General features: G+C 46.8%; 14 protein-coding genes and 1 tRNA gene. 7 read left to right on the forward strand and 8 right to left on the reverse strand.

The window, feature by feature from the left end; all coding sequences use genetic code 11:
* Positions 1-282 (forward strand): RNA methyltransferase (locus NTZ10_05910; protein ID MCX5749759.1); only part of this gene is annotated, 282 nt, incomplete at its 5' end.
* Here the strand turns inward: NTZ10_05910 and NTZ10_05915 are convergent.
* Positions 279-536, reverse strand: coding sequence for a SemiSWEET family transporter (locus NTZ10_05915; protein MCX5749760.1), 258 nt, complete (start codon positions 534-536; stop codon positions 279-281). The two genes, NTZ10_05910 and NTZ10_05915, sit on opposite strands and share 4 nt — an antisense overlap.
* A 99-nt stretch (positions 537-635) precedes the next feature.
* Here NTZ10_05915 and NTZ10_05920 point away from each other — a divergent pair.
* Positions 636-718, forward strand: a tRNA-Tyr gene (locus NTZ10_05920).
* A gap of 2 nt (positions 719-720) precedes the next feature.
* Here the strand turns inward: NTZ10_05920 and NTZ10_05925 are convergent.
* A complete protein-coding gene (locus NTZ10_05925) occupies positions 721-1,911 on the reverse strand; it encodes a hypothetical protein (protein ID MCX5749761.1) in 1,191 nt (396 codons plus the stop codon).
* 32 nt (positions 1,912-1,943) lie between these two features.
* Here NTZ10_05925 and typA point away from each other — a divergent pair, with 32 nt between their 5' ends.
* Positions 1,944-3,740 carry a translational GTPase TypA gene (typA, locus tag NTZ10_05930; protein ID MCX5749762.1) on the forward strand — a complete coding sequence of 599 codons (1,797 nt, stop codon included), beginning with the start codon at positions 1,944-1,946 and terminating at the stop codon, positions 3,738-3,740.
* 7 nt (positions 3,741-3,747) lie between these two features.
* Here typA and NTZ10_05935 read toward each other — a convergent pair whose 3' ends face one another.
* From NTZ10_05935 to NTZ10_05955, 5 genes are all read right to left on the reverse strand, one after another.
* A complete protein-coding gene (locus NTZ10_05935) occupies positions 3,748-5,529 on the reverse strand; it encodes a phosphoenolpyruvate carboxykinase (GTP) (GenBank protein MCX5749763.1) in 1,782 nt (593 codons plus the stop codon).
* 1 nt (position 5,530) lies between these two features.
* Positions 5,531-5,941, reverse strand: a complete 411-nt coding sequence (locus tag NTZ10_05940; protein ID MCX5749764.1) for a 4Fe-4S binding protein — start codon at positions 5,939-5,941, stop codon at positions 5,531-5,533.
* Positions 5,942-5,943: 2 nt separating this feature from the next.
* Positions 5,944-7,164: a homocysteine biosynthesis protein gene (locus tag NTZ10_05945; protein ID MCX5749765.1), complete on the reverse strand. Its 1,221-nt coding sequence runs from the start codon at positions 7,162-7,164 to the stop codon at positions 5,944-5,946.
* A 217-nt stretch (positions 7,165-7,381) separates the two neighbouring features.
* Positions 7,382-8,074: a cytochrome c biogenesis protein CcdA gene (locus NTZ10_05950; protein MCX5749766.1), complete on the reverse strand. Its 693-nt coding sequence runs from the start codon at positions 8,072-8,074 to the stop codon at positions 7,382-7,384.
* A 1-nt stretch (position 8,075) separates the two neighbouring features.
* Positions 8,076-8,594, reverse strand: a complete 519-nt coding sequence (locus NTZ10_05955; protein ID MCX5749767.1) for a TlpA disulfide reductase family protein — start codon at positions 8,592-8,594, stop codon at positions 8,076-8,078.
* Between the two features lie 390 nt (positions 8,595-8,984).
* Here NTZ10_05955 and NTZ10_05960 point away from each other — a divergent pair, with 390 nt between their 5' ends.
* Genes NTZ10_05960 through glmS form a run of 3 tightly spaced genes read left to right on the forward strand, consistent with a single transcriptional unit; the run spans position 8,985 to position 13,332 of the window.
* Complete coding sequence (locus NTZ10_05960) at positions 8,985-10,079, forward strand: AI-2E family transporter (GenBank protein ID MCX5749768.1); 1,095 nt, start codon at positions 8,985-8,987, stop codon at positions 10,077-10,079.
* Positions 10,080-10,097: 18 nt separating this feature from the next.
* Complete coding sequence (locus tag NTZ10_05965) at positions 10,098-11,495, forward strand: sugar ABC transporter substrate-binding protein (protein MCX5749769.1); 1,398 nt, start codon at positions 10,098-10,100, stop codon at positions 11,493-11,495.
* A 7-nt stretch (positions 11,496-11,502) separates the two neighbouring features.
* Positions 11,503-13,332 (forward strand): glutamine--fructose-6-phosphate transaminase (isomerizing), encoded by a 1,830-nt coding sequence (gene glmS, locus NTZ10_05970; protein ID MCX5749770.1) that lies wholly within the window; start codon positions 11,503-11,505, stop codon positions 13,330-13,332.
* Positions 13,333-13,470: 138 nt separating this feature from the next.
* Here glmS and NTZ10_05975 read toward each other — a convergent pair whose 3' ends face one another.
* Complete coding sequence (locus NTZ10_05975; protein ID MCX5749771.1) at positions 13,471-15,975, reverse strand: DUF4116 domain-containing protein; 2,505 nt, start codon at positions 15,973-15,975, stop codon at positions 13,471-13,473.
* Positions 15,976-16,138: 163 nt separating this feature from the next.
* Between NTZ10_05975 and NTZ10_05980 the strand changes: the two genes are divergently transcribed.
* Positions 16,139-18,556 (forward strand): hypothetical protein, encoded by a 2,418-nt coding sequence (locus tag NTZ10_05980; protein MCX5749772.1) that lies wholly within the window; start codon positions 16,139-16,141, stop codon positions 18,554-18,556.
* The last annotated feature ends 2 nt before the right edge of the window (positions 18,557-18,558 follow it).

Consider the following 18,558-nt stretch of genomic DNA (forward strand, 5'->3'; position numbering starts at 1 on the left):
GCAAATCTTTCTTCGACAATAAACGACCTGAAAGAGCAGGGGCTCTGGATAGTCGGGATCGATCACAACGGCAGTAACAAGTTAAGCGAAATTGATTATGCGCTGCCCTTGGCGATAGTGATCGGCGGCGAGAACAAAGGGATAGCTCCTCTGGTAAAGACAAGATGTGATTTTATGGTAAGAATACCGATGAGGGGACAGATATCCTCGCTTAACGCTTCAGTTGCTGCTGCTATTATTATGTACGAGGCTTACCGCAAGAGAAAACCGCAGAAGTTCTAGGCCTGCCTGTACCAGTATTTCATTATCATCAAGATAACTACTGTCGCGCAGGTGAAGAAGTTGGCTACAATGATAATCCAATCACCAAGATAGATCCCGTATATTGCCCAAAAGAACGTGCCTATCGAGGAAAAAGACAGTGTGACCAGGGAAACATCTTTTAAATGCCCGGTCTTCAGACCTTTGATTATTTGCGGGACAAATCCGGTAGAAGTTAGAAATGCCGCAAGTAAAGCTATGAATTTAAAAATCATGATGCGATTATAACATGGATCGGATTTGCCAAAGCAAAGGACAGTCAAAATTGAAAAAAACAGGGTGTTTTGATAGTATAATTAAAGAGTTGCATTTGCGGAGGGGTGGCCGAGCGGCTAATGGCAACAGACTGTAAATCTGTCGACGAAAGTCTTCGGAGGTTCGAATCCTCCCCCCTCCAAATCAGAACTTCCAGGTAGCTCCTACCATCTGGGTCTTGTCAAAAGCGCCGCCGAGATAAGCGTAATCTACAATAAATCCGCCGACGCCTACGGAAGCTCCCGCAGTCTTGCTGCCATCATAAAGACCCGCCCTTATGGCAATTCCGCGGATAGGACGTACTTCAACACCATAATGCATCGAAGCTTTTTCGCCTCCCGCCACGTTCTGCGCGAAGACGTTATGCCCGTCAACAGCGATAGTGATCTCGTCTATAGGCTTGATCGCGGCTCCCGCATTGACCAGCATAGAATATCTGGTCACTGCGCCGTTCTGCCAGTTGATATCCGTTGTCAGGATCTCTTTTACCGCGAGACCGAGAGACAAATTAGGAAGCGGTTTACCGATAGCGCCCAGGTCTATTCCGGCGCCGAACCCCTTGATCCCAGTGCTTATTACTTTGAGGTCATAGAAATTCAGGTTGGCGCCAACCGCCACTCTTTCTTCCCAGCCTGAGGCGACAGATACCGTGTACCAGTTGCGGAACTCGTCAAGTGCGGGGTTAATATCGTTAAGCCATGTCAAACCCAGTGCGAACTGAGCTTTGTTGTATGGAAGATCGCCCGGGTTCTCATACCTGTTATCCCAGTAAGTGTGACCGTGAGGCGCGAAATTCATATTTATTGTCAAATTCTGTATGGGGCCGAAGATGCCGGCAGATTTTTGGGCGTCCGGTTTAGGGGTCGCTCTTTTAACGGGATTCCTTGAATAAGAAGTATCCGTTCCTTTTTCTTTTACCTGAGGCGCCATCGACTGTTCCCTTCCGGTCTTTGGCACGCTGCTGGGGCCCCAATTCTTCTTGAGGATGCCCTGATCCCCGAGGTATTGCGCCGTCTGAACAGCGAATGCCGACATAACGCCAACCCCGAATATCCATTCAAAAGGTGATGACATAGGGGCTTCATAGCACATTTTGACAGCGGCAAGATTGTCTCCCATAACTGCGTTCCTGTTTGTTAATAAAGTAGAACCGGTTATATCCACTCCGGGATTAAATGCAAATCCCGCGGGATTCCAGTATGCCGCGTTGGCGTCATCCGCTATCGCGGTGAATGCTCCCCCCATGCCCATAGGGCGCGCGCCGAAATATGCATATGCCGGGGCGGTAAAAATGACCAGTAACGCCGCAAAAACGATATGTTTTTTATATCTCATTTATGACTCCTTTCCTTGTTATAATAAGATATATGACCAAAATAATCAACATCGCGATAATCGCCCATGTGGACCACGGCAAAACAACTTTGACAGACCACCTGCTGCGGCAGGGGGGAGCTTTTTCTGAAAGGGATGAAGTGCCGGAGCTTGTCATGGACTCCAATGATCTTGAAAAAGAACGGGGTATAACCATATTCTCAAAAAACTGTTCGATACATTATAAGGACAATAAAATCAATATTGTCGATACTCCGGGACATGCCGACTTCGGTTCGGAGGTCGAACGCGTGTTAAAGATGGTGGACAGCGTTCTTTTGCTTGTTGACGCAAAAGAAGGCCCAATGCCCCAGACAAAATTTGTGCTTTCAAAATCCCTCAAACTGGGCTTAAAGCCGATAGTCGTCATAAATAAGATAGATAAAAAAGGCTCCCGTCCTGATAAAGTGATCGACATGATATTCGATCTGTTCGTTAAGCTGGAAGCCACGGACGAACAGCTTGATTTTCCTGTTGTTTATTCTATATCAAGGGAGGGCATGGCAAAATACAACCTTGAAGATGAAGGCAAAGATCTTTCCCCTCTCTTTGAAACGATCCTGAAACATGTAAAGCCTTATCCTGATAAAAGTTCCGAAGCCCTTCAAATGCAGGTGACAAACCTTAAATATGATGATTATGTCGGACGTATAGCTATAGGCCGTGTCAGCAGCGGAAAACTTGAAAAAAACGAGCAGGTTGTTGTCTGTAAAAGGGACGGTTCGATCGTCCCGGGCAAGATCACCAAGCTCTCGATATTCGAAGGATTAAAGCAGCTCGAGATAGAATCAGCGCAGTGCGGCGATATAGTCGCGGTAGCCGGTATGCCCGACATAACCATAGGGGAGACGATATGCACTGCCGATAATCCGAAGCCGATGCCGCTGCTGCAGATCGATGAGCCGACACTTACCATGGAATTTCTCGTGAACGATTCTCCGTTTGCGGGAAAAGAAGGCAAATATGTGACCAACCGGCATCTGAAAGAGCGCATTGACAGGGAGCTCCAGACAAATGTAGGTTTAAGAATAGAATCCATCGGAGGCGCCGACGGATACCGCATTTCAGGCAGAGGAGAGCTCCATCTGTCCATACTTCTTGAGAACATGAGGCGCGAAGGATATGAGATCGCCGTATCGCAGCCGGAAGTTATTATAAAAATAGTTCACGGGGAAAAGATGGAGCCTATAGAGCAGGCTTCGATATCGGTCCCGGAAGAGTTTGCCGGAGCTGTGATAGAAAAGCTGGGCAAAAGAAAAGGCGAGATGCAGGACATGAACGTAAAGAACGGCACGACTTTTCTTAATTATCTTGTGCCGACCAGGGGCCTGCTGGGGTTCCGGGCAGAGTTTATCATGGACACAAAAGGGGAGGGCATACTTCATCATGCTTTCTTCCGGTATGAGAGATATAAAGGGGACATCTCAAAACGGCAGAACGGAGTGCTCATATCGGGGGAGAACGGAAGAAGCGTTGCCTATGCGTTGAATAATCTGCAGGAGAGGGGCAGTCTTTTTATAGGCCCGGGAGTTTCTGTCTATACAGGAATGATAATAGGGGAGAACGCGAGAAGAGAGGATGTCACGGCAAACCCTTGCAAAGAGAAAAAGCTTACAAATATGAGAGCCTCCGGTTCTGATGACCTCGTAAAGCTGACGCCGCCGATAAAGTTATCGCTTGAGCAGGCGCTTGAGTTCATCAACAATGACGAGCTTGTGGAGATAACGCCTCAGAATATCAGGTTAAGGAAGAAATACCTGACGGAGAACGAGCGAAAAAGACAAAAGTAATATTGTCTTAATACTTCTCAAGTCTTTTCTTAAGAAGATTATGTTCCTGAACGATCTCTTTCGGCAGATCTTTCCCGAACATCTTGAAGAATTCTTTCTGGTCCTCGAGTTCTTTTCTCCACCCTTCCCTGTCAATGTGCAGGAGTTTTTGCATTGCGACCATCGAGACATCGAGACCGGTAAGGTCTATATCCTTGGAGTCGGGGATATAACCGATCGGAGATTCCACCGCTTTTACTTTTTGCCTGCAGCGGTCGATTATCCATTCAAGGACCCTGAGATTCTCGCCGTAACCGGGCCACATGAATTTTCCGCTTTCATCCTGTTTAAACCAATTGACGTGAAAGATCTTGGGAGGATTTGCCATGTTCCTGCCCATCTTCAGCCAGTGGCCGAAATATTTTCCCATATTGTATCCGCAGAAGGGGAGCATTGCCATGGGATCACGCCGCACCTCGCCCTGTTTTCCGTATTGTGCCGCGGTCCGTTCGGACGCCATCGTCGCTCCGACATAGACGCCGTGCTGCCAGTAAAAGGATTCATATACAAGAGGGGCCAGTCTGGCCCTTCTTCCGCCGAAGATGATAGCTGAGATCGGGACCCCATGATGCTGTTCCAGCCTGTTGCTTATTGAAGGACACTGCGAAAGAGGCGCGGTAAACCTGCTGTTCGGATGAGCCCCTAAAACCGTCCTTCCTTTTTCATCCGTCATTCCGGGTTTCCACGCTTTACCCTCCCAGTTTATGCCTTCTTCCGGTACGGGGCCGTCGCCGTCTTCCCACCAGACAGTATTATCAGGCTTTAAAAGTACATTGGTAAAAATAGTATTTTTTCGGATAGTTGCAACCGCGTTAGGATTTGTCTTCGAATTTGTTCCCGGGGCAACACCGAACATTCCTGCCTCGGGATTGACCGCCCACAGAGACCCGTCGGTATCTATCCTCATCCAGGCAATATCGTCTCCTAAGGTCCATATACGGTATCCTTTGCTTTTTAGGCCTTCTGGAGGAATGAGCATCGCAAGGTTAGTTTTTCCGCAGGCGCTCGGGAACGCTGCTGCTATATAAGCAATATATCCGCTCGGATCTTCCACGCCCATTATCAACATATGCTCTGCAAGCCAGCCTTCTTTTTTTGCTATCCAGCTGCCAAGCCGCAGCGAAAGACATTTCTTCCCGAGCAAGACGTTGCCTCCGTATCCTGACCCGACGCTCCAAATAGTATTGTCTTCCGGAAAATGCAGTATCAGGCGCTTGTTTAGATCAAGGCCGGCTTTTCCATGGAGGCATTTTGTAAAATCACCGTTAGAGCCAAGTTTATCCAGGACAGTTTTTCCGATCCTTGTCATTATCCTCATGTTCAAAACGACATAAATGCTGTCGGTCAGTTCCACGCCTATCTTTGAAAATTCGGAACCGACCGGCCCCATACTGAAAGGTATGACGTACATTGTTCTTCCGGCCATGGAGTTCTTGAATATATCGCCGGCCTTTTTATACCCGGCTGTGGGCGACATCCAATTATTATTCGGCCCGGCATCGGCCTTTCTTTTTGTACAGATATATGTGAGATGCTCGGTCCGGGCGATGTCGTTTTGCGCTGTCCTGTGATAAAAGCATCCCGGAAGCTTTTCCTGGTTCAATTCGATCAACTCCCCGGTATAGCAAGCTTCTTTTTCAAGCCGTTTTTTTTCTTCATCGCTGCCGTCTATCCAGACGATCTTATCAGGCTTGCACAGGGCCGCCATCTCTTTGACCCAGGCGTTAAGCTTTTTGTGTTTTGAGCTCATATTATAATCTTACCTCAAACGCTCTCGGCGGGCAAGGTTTTACGCACAGCTCGCAGTCGATGCATTTTTCTTTATCAAATGATATTTTCATCTTGCTTCTGTCTATCTGCATCGCCCCGGTAGGGCATATTGTTATGCAGGCGCCGCACTGAGTGCATTTATCCTCGATCCAGCGGACCTCTTTTTTTAAAGGCTCTACCAAGACGCCCTGAGCTTTCATGAACTCAAGGCCCTTTTTCAAATTCTCATCACTGCCTGATATTTCGATGACCATTTCTCCTTCATCTTCGGGCGTGATCCTTGCCTTAAGGATGTTGAAGGCAAGATCAAAATCCTTTGTCAGGTGATAGACAATAGGCTTGTCCACTTTAAGGTGGGGGAAAGTCAGCGCCAGCTTTTTTGAAGAGCTCATGGCTATTTGCCTCCGTTCTTATAAGGACGTTCATTGAGAAGCTTGAACTTTATCCCGCTGTCAGGTCCCGGGAGGTCTTTTACCGGTTCCGTCAGAAGGAACTTGCCGTTCTTTATGCGGTCTTTAAGGATGTTAGAGATCTCGGCCGCTTTTGGATAGCTTGAAAGAGAGGCGGTTTCCACTTCTTTCCCGTTCACCTTTATTTTCCCGGTCTTTAGATCGGCGTAAGATACTTCGCCGATGACATCCGGCTTTACGTTGGGGTAAACATCGCTGTAGTCGACGATAGGCGCGAGTATCTCGCTGTCCTTTAATGCGGCCCATTTTGCTATATCTTCGTCCAGTATCGGGATGGGCACGCCGATGCCGACGTTCAGCGAAACGCCGTATCCCAGAAAGCTGACGCCTACGATCCATTTAGGGTCCATCTCTTTCAGGTCGCCGATAACCGAGAGTGTGCCTGAAGGCCTTTTTGGAACGCCTTTCTCGGTCCGCGGGGTCCCGGGATTATACTGGGTCCCGTTCCACGCGACATAGCCAGTTCCGCCGCCAAGGAATATCCTGGTCCCGATGCCGATAGTCTTATAAAAAGGGTCCTTGAGGAGCGGACTTAACTGTCCCGCGCTGCAATAATTGGCATTTGCAAGGTTCGGCCGAAGGACGCCTAAATATGTATATATCGTCTTGTCCGAAAGATTGACGGCGACATTATAATTCTGATAGCAGTTCCTCGGATTGAACAAAAAAGCTTCGTTCAGGTCCTTTATATTCAGTAACGTTGAAAGTTTTTTCCTCGGATAGCAATCGGTCCCGTAGGCAGTAGCTTCAAATTTTACGTCTTTCCCGGCCACAAGATCATGGATAACATGACCGCCGCCGTATTTGAATTCCCCGGGATAAACTTTATTCTCCGGATCATCATCGGGCATTTCTGTCGCGCCCAAATAAAGGTCTACAGCAGCAAGACCGGCGTAAGCATTTACCCCGTTGAACCATGCTTTGCTTATCTTTATCCTCGGTTTTGTGTGCCCGACGTTCAGGAACGCTCCGGACGAGCACATCGGACCGAATGTCCCCGTAGTCACCACGTCCACCTTCTTTGCGGCGCTTTCAATCCCTTCCTTGTCCGCAAGATCAATAAACTCTTCGGCATTGACCACCACTACCTGGCCTTTCTTGATCTTTTCATTTATTTCATCATAAGTCCTTATCTGTTTTGACATAGTACCTCTCCTTTAATATATAATTTACATCTCTTTTTTATCAAGGCCCCCTTTTGGGGGCTATTCATTATCCATATCATATCAGTATCTCCATAAAACAAAAAAACTCAGCGTCTTTTGCTGAGTTATATCCACGGCTTTTTAGCACATTTATATAGCGCAGCAATACGACTCAAATCAGCGCTTTCCTAAATTATACAATCTTCAATATGCCAAGTCAAATCCCCGAAAAAGAATTGAAAAGGTTCAATATCAATAATATTCCGGTGATGATGAGCAGCAGGCCGCTTAGAAAAGTGATGTATCTCATGTATTTTGATATCTTCGGGATAAAAGAGATCAGGCTGTTGACCATAAGAGCGGATATCAAAAACGGCACGGCCAGCCCCGCGCAATAAAAACATAGGAGAAATGTTCCGCTCAAGATGCTTGAGGTCGTTCCGGCAAGGATCAGTATGGTCCCGAGTATCGGTCCGACGCACGGTGTCCAGCCTGAGGCAAAGATCAATCCGGCAAGGAATGAGCTCAAGCTGTTCTTGGCTTTTAGCGAAGGCGCGAATTTTAGATAGCGGTTCAGCAAAGGACTATTGAACACCCCCATTATGAAAAGACCGAAGAAAATAATAATAAAACCACCGACGATCCTTGTATATTCTTTGATATCGATCAACAGCTGGCCCAAAAAACTTATTGCGACCCCCAGCAGGATAAAGACCAAAGAAAAACCCAGAACAAAGAAAATAGAATTGATCAAAGTCACCTTTTGGGCGGCAGCCCGGTTGCTTTCAAGGTCTTTGAACGTGATCCCGGTAATATAAGATATGTATGACGGGACAAGGGGCAGTATGCAAGGTGAAAAGAACGACAAAAGACCCGCGGCAAAAGCTGTTAAAAATGAAACATTCTGCATTTTATTCCTTTATCAGGGACTTTATATTGCCGATGACTTCAGGCAAGTCCCATTCTCTTCCTCCGATGATCTTTTGGGCTATCTTCCCTTTTTTGTCGATGATAAAGGTGGTCGGGATGCTGTAGATGCCATAGATATCGGAGACAGCATTGTCTTTGTCATGGAGCACCAGAAAAGAATACCCGCCTTTTTCTATGAACGCTTTGACAGTTCCCGTGTCAGTCCTGTCAATTGAAACGGCGATCATCTTAAAATCTTTCTTAGAGAGCGCGTTGTTCAGCCTTTCCATCGACGACATCTCGGCCCTGCAGGGAGGGCACCAGGTGGCAAAAAAATTCAGAAGGACGATCTTGCCCTTAAAATCCGACAGTTTTTTATAATGTCCCGATACATCTTTAAGTTTAAAATCCGGGGCGGGAGTTTTTTTTGCCGTGCCGCCTGAGGGGCCCTTTTCAGACATGGCAAAAGAAATTACAATGAGTAGCGAAAAGATCAGAATGAACGCGAAAATCCGTTTCATACGGGCAATTATATGTTCAACCAAAAGACAAGTCAAATTTCGAGGACCAAAAAAAATGCCTCATTCCTACACGCGGTGGGCGACAGTCACTGCATGTTGTCGCCAGGATCTGAGGCATTTTACCCCTTATCGCGAGATAACGTATCATCAATCTTCTTTCAAGAAACTACGAAGTGTCGCCATAAACCCTAGGAAGGCAGGAATGGGCAAAGCCGCAAACCAGCCGTGATTTATATTAACTTTCGCAATTTCAATGAAAAAAGTCTTGCTGACCGGCTCAGCGGGGTCGCACCGCGTCATAGCCTTAAATCTTAATTTATCAAACGCCAAAACCGTTGTCAAGTGCTCGTTTACAAACTAATCCGGATATGATAAAGTTAAGAGTGAAAAATGAAACTATTTGCATGGCTTTCTCCTGTCAGGTTCAATAAATACGCGTCAACATACGTGTTTTCGCCGAAAGCGAAGATAATCACTATCTGGATCATGATCGCTGCGTTCGTCATGTTCCTTCTTTCAGTAGCACATCTTTTGCCGGTGTTCATCTGGGCTGCTGTGGCGGCCTATCTTTTTAATCCTGTCGTCTCTATGGTTTCCGAAAGATCGAGGCTTCCTAAATCTTTATGCATCATCATCCTGTATCTGGTCGTCGGCTGCATTATTTATTGGGGAGTGAGATCATTGATGCCGGTAGTGGCATATGAATTCCGAGAGCTTTCCGTCGGCCAGTCTGTCCAGAGCGGATCGCTCCTCGGCAGGATAGCGGCAAAAGGCGACATAAATATTCTCGGCGGAAACATCGATCTTAAGGAAGCGGCCGACTCTGTCGCTCCCTGGCTGATGGCGCAATTCCCGTCAAAGGCGTTCCCGTTGTTTTTTGGCGCGGTTGAAAGGCTGGTCCTTCTTCTTGTCTTTTTTGTCGTCGCATTCTATTTTCTCATGGAATCGGGCAAGTACCTTGAAGCGCTAGAAAAAGTGATCCCGGAACCGTACAGGGAAGAAATAGCATCCTTAATAGAACGAGTGAATATGACCCTCGGATCTTACATCAGGGCACAGGTATTATTGATATTTATAATGTCAACGGCAAGCTTCATAGTACTTTCGATTCTTAAGATTAAATTTGCGGCGATATTAAGCATCATGACAGGGGTGTTCGAGGTTATCCCTGTGATCGGTCCGGTCTGCGCGACGGCGATAGTCGCCATGGTCGCTCTTTTCCAGACGGCAGTGCCTTACGGATTGACAAAAGAGGCGCTGGTCCTTTTGGTGATAATATTGTATTTTGTTTTAAGGCAGCTTGAAGATTATCTGATCATCCCTAACGTGGCAGCGCATTTTGTAAGGGTGAATCCGGTAATAGGGATATTTGCGCTGCTTGTCGGAGGCGCATACGCCGGAATTCTCGGGCTGTTCCTGGCTGTCCCCACGGCGGCCATTCTAAAGGTTATAATAGGATATATATACCAAAAATTGACCGAGTAATATTCTAGGAGGAAAATAATGAGACAGTTAAAGATAATGGGGATATTTTTGGTCTGTTTGGGGCTGTTCATTGCCGGATGCGGAGGAAAAACCCAGCTGCCAAAAACCGGTGTGGAAAAATCGGCGGCAACCGCCGTCCAGGAGAACAAGACTTCATCAGGGAAGGTCGTCCTTCAGATGTGGGTCATGCCTAACAGTCTTGAGCCGGTCAGGGACATCGAGGCTATACTCGCGCCATTCGAAGAGGCAAATCCGGATATAGATATCAGGGTGACATCTGTTGACTGGGGATCAGCATGGACAAAAATAACTACAGCCGCTACATCTGGCGACACGCCGGATATCGTCCAGCTGGGATCGACATGGGTCGGTTCGATATCCGCGATGGGGGCTCTTTTGGACCTGCAGGATAAAGTGTCCGAGATCGGCGGAAGTACAAGTTTCATCCCGGCCGCGTGGAAGTCTACAGGCCTTGAAGGGACAAAATCTGTAACAGCCGTCCCGTGGTTTGTTGATGCGAGAGCTCTTTTCTTCAGGACGGACGTCTTAAGGCAATTGAAACTTTCCAAGGACGATCTGAAGACATGGGCATCGTTTGAGAACTCCCTTACAAAGATCAAGAATGCCGAGCCGGAAATAGAAGGGGTAAGAGTATATCCTCTGGGGATCCCCGGGAAGAACGACTGGAACGTTATTCATAATATCGCCCCGTGGATCTGGGCAGCCGGCGGCGACTTTCTCTCCAAAGACAGAAAAAGCGCCGCGATCAATTCGTCCGCTGCGGTGGACGGAGTGCTTTATTACGTTAGCCTGGTGAAAAAAGGCCTGATACCCATAGACGCGCTCGAGCTTAACACCGCGCAGGTCAGCAGTAATTTCAACAACGGGTCATACGGGATGTACTTTGACGGGCCGTACGAGGTAAAGACGCTCACGCTGCCTCCGGAACAGGGAGGCTCTTACGGATCGATCGCTTCAAGAAATTTCGGGGTCTCTTCCTATCCTGCCGGGCCAAACGGTAAGTTCACTTTCGTCGGTGGAAGCGATCTTTCTATATTCAAGAACTCCAAGCACAAGGAAGAAGCATGGAAAGTCATAAAACACCTTGTTACAACTAAGATGCAGGTGAACTACGCAAAAGCAACCGGTTTTTTACCGGCTACAAAAGCCGCATTTTCCGACCCGTATTTTGCTTCGGACCCTTTCAGAGCAGTGTTCAAAGAGGCCGTACAATATGGCAGGACATATCCCTGCGTCGCTGCATGGGGACTGATCGAGCCAATACTGACAAGAAGGCTGGGTATCATGTGGGACCATATCCTTGCAGCCGAGGATGAAGATATCAAAGCGATCGTAAAAGACGACCTTGATGCCGCGGCAAAAGAAATTAATTCCGTTTTGAGCGTGAGAAGATAGGTATCAGATGTGCGGAATAATCGGCTATATCGGGAACAAAGAAGCGGTCCCGATCCTTCTGGAGGGGCTGAAAAAACTGGAATATCGCGGCTATGATTCCGCGGGGATAGTCGCGCTTTCTGACGGGAAGCTTATAGTTGAAAAATCCATAGGAAAGATCTCAGACCTTGAGGCGCTGATCACTCCAAAGAAGATAAGCGCGCACACGGGCCTCGGCCACACAAGATGGGCAACGCACGGGATTCCGTCGAAAGAGAACGCCCATCCGCACTCTGACTGCACCAACTCGATAGCTCTGGTCCATAACGGGATCATTGAGAATTATGAAGCTTTGAAATCAGATCTGATCGCAAAGGGGCATGTTTTTAAATCCCAGACCGATACGGAAGTGCTTGTCCATTTGATCGAAGACGAAATAAGTAAAGGTCTTGCGGAGGCCGTCAGGCTTGCAGTATCCAAGGTCCAGGGGTCATATGCGATCGGTGTCATATACAAAAAAGAACCGGACCGGATAGTCGTAGCCAGGAAAGGCAGCCCGCTTATAATAGGCCTCGGCAATGGTGAAAACTTCACTGCATCGGATATCCCCGCGATAATAAAGAACACGTCGAGGATCATCACTCTTGAAGAAGGCGATATCGCTGTGGTCGAAAAGGACAATGTAAAAATAATCGACCTGTCGGGTAAAAAGATAAGCAGAAAAGAGACGCTTGTATCGTGGGACCCTGTTTCCGCGGAAAAAGGCGGATATGCGCATTTCATGCTGAAAGAGATACACGAACAGCCAAAGGCCATAATGGATACAATAAGGGCCTGCGTCGACACCGCAAAGAAGCAGATAAAATTTAAAGACCTCAACCTCAATAAAAAAGATATCTCCGGGATAAACAGGGTGATACTGACAGCATGCGGCACTTCATGGCATGCCGCGCTGGTAGGGGAATATTTCATTGAGCATTACGCCAAGATACCTTCAGAAGTTGAATATGCCGCGGAATTCAGGTACCGCAGTCCGATCATAGATAAGAACACTCTTGTCATAGCGATAACACAGTCAGGAGAGACGGCCGATACTCTTGGAGCGGTAGAAGAAGCAAAAAAACTTGGGGCAAAAGTTGTCTCAATATGCAATGTCGTCTCGTCGTCGATCGCAAGGGCTTCGGACGGCGTTATTTATACGAAAGCGGGACCGGAGATCGGGGTTGCTTCGACAAAGGCTTTTACGACGCAGATAGTGGTCCTTTATCTTCTGGCCCTTTTTCTGGCATCCGAGAAAAAGAAAATATCAAAAACCGAGATCCTTAAAAAATTGGAAAGTCTTTTCGAGATCCCAAACAAAGTGGAACAGGTCCTGTCGCAGGAGGAGCGGATAGAAAAGATTGCGGATAAATATTACCAGTGTTCCAACGCGCTTTACCTTGGCAGGGGGGAAGGTTTTCCGATAGCGCTTGAAGGGGCCTTGAAACTGAAGGAAATATCATACATCCACGCCGAAGGATATCCTGCCGCCGAGATGAAGCACGGACCAATTGCCCTCATAGACGAGGACATGCCTGTCATAGTTCTGGCCCTCGCGGGAAGAAGGTATGACAAGATCCTCGGAAATATCGAGGAAGTAAAAGCTCGCGGAGGAAAAGTCATCGCGCTTGCGACCGAAGGCGACAAGAACATAAAAAAGAAAGCGGACGATGTCATCTACCTGCCTGTTGCCAGAGAAACAGTCTCGGCGATATTCGCGGTCATACCACTTCAGCTGTTTGCCTATTATGTCGCGGTAAAAAGGGGCTGCCACGTGGACCAGCCGAGGAACCTGGCAAAAAGCGTTACAGTTGAATAAAACTATTTCTTCTTTTGTCCTTCGATATTCTTGATAGCTTCCGCCGCCTTTTTAGCAATTTCGGCATCGGGATTTAGAAGCGATCGCCGCCTTTATGCGTATTTTATTTTCAGGACTTGGAGATTAGAGCGTAAGCCCCTATTGTTCCGCCGCTTTTAATACATCAGGATCATTTTGCAGCGATTTATCGGCATATTGTAACGTCCATTTAGCATTTTTGACTGCGACTAACACAACTTCTTTATCACTTTTTAAGGAAATATCGACATATTTCAGAGCCCATCCGGTTTTTCGGACTGCGGCTAATACAATTTCTTTGTCCTTCTTTAAGGAAATATCGGCATATTGCAATGACTCTCCGTTCTGTTTAATTGCAGCTAATACAATGTCTTTGTCTTTCTTCAATGAGATATCGGCATATTTCAATGACTCTCCATCTCTGCTAACCGCCGCCAACACAACTTCTTTGTCCATCCTCAACGGATCATCGGCATATTCCAGAGCCTTTCCGTCTTGATTGACCGCCGCCAACACAATTTCTTTGTCTTTCTTCAAGGGCTCATCGGCATATTCCAATAATCCCGACTGTTTGGCAATGATCAACATAAATTCCTTGTTTTTTCTTAAAGAGATATCGGCATATTGTATCGCCCACTTAGCATTATTGAACGCGGCTAACACAACTTCTTTGTCCTTCTTCAGGGAGATATCGGCATATTCCAGCGCCCATCCGTCTTGATTGACTGCGGCCAATGCAACGTCCTTATAGGTTTTCATGGAAGTATCGGCATATTGGAGTGCTCTTCCGTTTTGATTGACCGCGGCTAATGCAACGTCTTTGTCCTTTCTCAAGGAGATGTCGGCATATTGTAATGACTCCCCGTCTTTACTAACTGAGACTAACACAATTTCTTTATCTTTCTTTAAGGACTCATCCGCGTATTGCAATAATCCCTCCTGTTTGGTGATGATCAACATAAATTCCTTGTTTCTTTTCAAGGAGATATCGGCGTATTGTATCGCCCACTTAGCATTATTGAACGCGGCCAATACAACATCCTTATCTTTTTTCAATGAATCATCGGCATATTGAAGTGCCCATCCGCTTTGTTTGACTGCAGCCAATACAACTTCTTTGTCCTTTTTCAGTGAGGCATCTAATTGTTGCAGCACCGAACCGTCCCGGCTGACCGTTTTTACTATCAACTCCTTATTTTTTGTTGCTGAAGTGTCGAAGTCTTTACCGCCCATGGCCATGTAAAGAGTGCTTGCTTTAGCCTGTATTGCCGGATCTCCGCTAAGCGCTGCGGTCTTTAGAGCAGGCAATGCTCTTGCTCCTATCCTTTTTAAAGTGTCAGCCGCCTCGTTCCATTCACGATAATCACATATATAATGTAGATTCAAATTGCTAACAAGCAGGGGGATTAAGTCGTCGGTTATTTTTTCGGGCGCAATACTTGAAAAACCGTCACATGCGCCTTTTCTGGCATTCTGGTCCTCGCTCACCAAAGCCTTCTTCAGGTAATCGGTCCCTTTTTTGCCAGCAAGGACAAGGGTCTTTGCCGCAAAATTCGGGATCGCTTCAAATCTTGCCCAGCCCTCCCATTCGTACGTGCACATATTGATATTTTGATACATCAGCTCAAGATATTCGTCGGTAATAAGCTCCGGCTTCTTTTCGACCAAATTATAAAATACCCTGGCAGCCCCTCTTCTTACTTCTATGTCTTTGTCCGCAAGGGCTTCTTTAATGAAAGGTAGAGCTCTTTCCCCTATCTTTATCAGCGCGCCGGCGGGATGATTCTCTCTTTCGCTGTTTGTTTCCCTGTCAAAATTCCCCAGATTCTTTGACAAAGACCGTAATATTCCATCATTAACAAATTCTGGCGTAAGCAGTTCTTTTGGAAGGAGCGAGATAGAATGTGCCGCCCACCTGCGGACCGCATCGTTTTTATCCGATAGAGATATTGCAATAAACGGGACAGCCCTTTTCCCAATATTAGCAAGTGTTTGTGCTGGCAGGCTGTAAATGTCATAGTCGTATTTAAAATGCAGGTCAAGATTCTTAGCTATTAATGGCAGAAGATCGTCCCCGATGATGTCTGGCTTTTTGGAAGAAATCGAATATAAGACGTCGACAGCCCCTTTTCTCGTGTTCTCATCGGGATCAGACAGCGCCTCTTTAATGTATGGCAATGCTTTTTCTCCAAGTTCAGCCAAGGCTTTAGCTGCATAATTATCAAATGCATTAAAACGACCCCATCCTCCGAATGAGTAACGGCATATGTTTAAATTCTTCACCAAGAGTTTGATAACCGCATCGCTGACATCTTGTTTCTTGCCGCTGATCAGTTCGTAAATGATTTTGCACGCTTTTTCCCTTACAAATTTAGAATCATCGTTTAAAAGCGTTATAAAGTCCTCCGGTTTTGTTTTGTTGAACTGATTTTGAGAATATCCCGATTTTTCCAGAAACGATAAAAATTCCTCGAATTTATCAAAGGAACGGCCTTCGCCGTATTCTTTTATTGCCCTGCTGGCCTCATCAGGAGAATCGATCTCGCCGTTATTGTTTCCTTTTTTATCCGCTTCCTGCAAATAGGGCCTGTAGTCATCCGGTGCGCTGCTTATTTTTATCGGCATAAAAAGGGCCTCCTTTTTTATTCTCTATCGTCTGAATCTGTATCGAGCGTATTTTCTGAAAATTTCACTTTAAATCCAATTTGAATCATAGGCCCCCGTCTTTCTGCATCAATGATAAAATGTTAAAATATAATATATAACGTATACTTAGAAAGACAAACAAATGAAGTACGGCGATTTTTCAAAAGACGGGAAAGAGTACATCATAACGGATCCGGATACGCCGCGCCCGTGGGGCAGCTATCTGACTAATGAAAAATACTGCGCGGTCATATCACAGACAGCCGGAGGATATAGTTTTTACAAGGATTCAAAAACCGAAAGGATGCTTTACTGGACCGGCCAGAACCTTCACCAGGGAAGACCTGGAAGATATGTGTTCATTCAGGATGAAGAGACAAATAAAACATTCAGCATTTCGTGGGAACCTCTGCGTACAAAATATGAAAAATTCGAATGTATAGTCGGGTTCGGCTACCAGACCATCAGATCAAGATCCAACGGAGTAGAAGGGGAGACCACATATTTCGTGCCGGCTGACGAACCTTGCGAGATATGGAAGGTAAAGATAAAGAACGCCACAAAGAAAACAAAAAAGCTGAATCTTTTCGGTTATCTCGAATGGTTCATCGGAAGCGCGGATTACATCACCTTCTATAACATAGCGATACTCTGGAACAGGGTCCGTTTTGATAAAAAGGCAAAGGCGATATTCGCGAGAAAGACAGCTTTTTATGAAGAGTTCAACATCAAGGACAATCCTTACACGCTTTTCTTTGCTTCTTCGGAAAAAGTCTCGAGCTGGGACTGCAACAAGCGGAAATTCTTGGGCGCGGGCAATACCTGCCAGCATCCCGAAGGAGTCTATAACGGAACATGCACGAACAGCATCTGTGACGGGGAAGAGCCTGTGGGAGTACTCCATCACAGGGTCACGCTCAAACCCGGGCAGGAAAAAGAGATCGCCTTCATACTCGGCCAGACCGTAGGACAGAAAAATGCCGCCAGGATCATAAAAAAATACCGCGATAAAAAGACCGTTGAGAGGTCCCTCGAATCGACAAAAGTTTTCTGGGAAAAAAAGCTGGTTCCAGTGCAGGTTGATACTCCTGACAAAGATTTCAATAATATAATGAACAACTGGATAAAATACCAGCTATGGATATGCAACATGTGGTCAAGGTCTCCTTCGTTCTATCATGAAGGACAGGGAGGAAGAGGGCTCCGCGATTCATGCCAGGACAGCGAATCCATCCTTTCGATAGATCCGCAGTACGCAAAAGCCAAGATGCTCAAGGTGGCTTCACTGACCCGGAGGGACGGGACACTTGCGCCCGGATGGTCAGATACATACGGGCCTTATTCCAACAAGCCTTTCAAGGATCATCCCACGTGGCTTACTCCGTCGGTCGCGGCGTATGTCAAAGAGACCGGAGATATTGATATTCTCAATCAGGAAGTCCCATGGCTTAAGGACAAGTGGCGTGAGGGCGGTACCAAAACAGATATGGACTGGAAGGGCGGAGCCGTTGCCGACGGAGAAGGAACCCTTTTTGAGCATCTCCTGGCCCAGCTCACATTCACCTATAACGATGTGAGCGTCCACGGTATACCCAGAGTAGGGGAAGCTGACTGGAACGACGCGCTTGATATGGCGGGCCGCAAACAGATCGGGGAAAGCGTTTGGCTCGGCATAGCGCTTGTCCGAGCTCTAAAGATGCTTTCCGAGCTCGCGGGCCTGATAAAGAAAGAAGATATCGGTAAAGATCTTCAAGAAAAAGCGCGCGTGATGACAAAAAGGATCAATGAATCCGGCTGGGACGGGCAATGGTATCTTGCGGGTTATAACGATGAGATGATTCCTTTCGGGTCTTCAAAGAACAAGGAAGGAAAGATATTTTTAAATTCGCAGTCATGGGCAATACTTGCGGATATCGTGCCTGAGGACAGGGTAAAAATAATGATGAAGGCTGTAGAAAAAGACCTTAGCGGTAAACACGGCTATGCACTGCTTGCTCCTGCATATACGGTATTTGATCCAGGGCTTGGCAGGATAGCGATGTTCTCGCAGGGGACTAAGGAAAATGCCGCAGTGTTCTGCCACGCGCATACCTTCATGCTCGCGGCGCTCGCGAAGTTAGGGATGGGAGATAAACTTTATACAGAAATGTGCAAGATAATGCCGAGCAAACAGAAAAATATCGATCTGTACAAAGCCGAGCCTTATGTTTATGCGGAATACCTTATCGGGCCAGGACACCCTTATGCTTATGGCGAGGGGGCTTACACATGGCTCACCGGGACAGCGGGCTGGACGTTCATGGTCGGAACGGAGTGGGTGCTTGGTGCACGAAGGGATTATCAGGGGCTTCGCATAGACCCGTGCATCCCTTCAAAGTGGAAAAAATGCAGCATCACAAGACCTTTCCGCGGTTCCGTCTACGAGATAAATATTGAAAACCCAAATGGTGTTGAACACGGGGTCGCTTCGGTCGAAGTCGACGGCAAGATCATCGAAGGCAACCTTATCAAACCTCACGGGGACGGCAAAATACATAAAGTAAAGGTTATAATGGGTTGAAT

This window comes from Candidatus Saganbacteria bacterium, assembly GCA_026387835.1.
Lineage (GTDB): Bacteria > Margulisbacteria > WOR-1 > JAKLHX01 > JAKLHX01 > JAPLKZ01.

What these genes read in the sequence shown, in the direction of transcription:
- NTZ10_05915 (MCX5749760.1), bottom strand. Translation starts at nt 536, where the DNA reads ATGATTTTTAAATTCATAGCTTTACTTGCGGCATTTCTAACTTCTACC.
- NTZ10_05925 (MCX5749761.1), bottom strand. Translation starts at nt 1,911, where the DNA reads ATGAGATATAAAAAACATATCGTTTTTGCGGCGTTACTGGTCATTTTT.
- typA (MCX5749762.1), top strand. Translation starts at nt 1,944, where the DNA reads ATGACCAAAATAATCAACATCGCGATAATCGCCCATGTGGACCACGGC.
- NTZ10_05935 (MCX5749763.1), bottom strand. Translation starts at nt 5,529, where the DNA reads ATGAGCTCAAAACACAAAAAGCTTAACGCCTGGGTCAAAGAGATGGCG.
- NTZ10_05940 (MCX5749764.1), bottom strand. Translation starts at nt 5,941, where the DNA reads ATGAGCTCTTCAAAAAAGCTGGCGCTGACTTTCCCCCACCTTAAAGTG.
- NTZ10_05945 (MCX5749765.1), bottom strand. Translation starts at nt 7,164, where the DNA reads ATGTCAAAACAGATAAGGACTTATGATGAAATAAATGAAAAGATCAAG.
- NTZ10_05950 (MCX5749766.1), bottom strand. Translation starts at nt 8,074, where the DNA reads ATGCAGAATGTTTCATTTTTAACAGCTTTTGCCGCGGGTCTTTTGTCG.
- NTZ10_05955 (MCX5749767.1), bottom strand. Translation starts at nt 8,594, where the DNA reads ATGAAACGGATTTTCGCGTTCATTCTGATCTTTTCGCTACTCATTGTA.
- NTZ10_05960 (MCX5749768.1), top strand. Translation starts at nt 8,985, where the DNA reads ATGAAACTATTTGCATGGCTTTCTCCTGTCAGGTTCAATAAATACGCG.
- NTZ10_05965 (MCX5749769.1), top strand. Translation starts at nt 10,098, where the DNA reads ATGAGACAGTTAAAGATAATGGGGATATTTTTGGTCTGTTTGGGGCTG.
- glmS (MCX5749770.1), top strand. Translation starts at nt 11,503, where the DNA reads ATGTGCGGAATAATCGGCTATATCGGGAACAAAGAAGCGGTCCCGATC.
- NTZ10_05975 (MCX5749771.1), bottom strand. Translation starts at nt 15,975, where the DNA reads ATGCCGATAAAAATAAGCAGCGCACCGGATGACTACAGGCCCTATTTG.
- NTZ10_05980 (MCX5749772.1), top strand. Translation starts at nt 16,139, where the DNA reads ATGAAGTACGGCGATTTTTCAAAAGACGGGAAAGAGTACATCATAACG.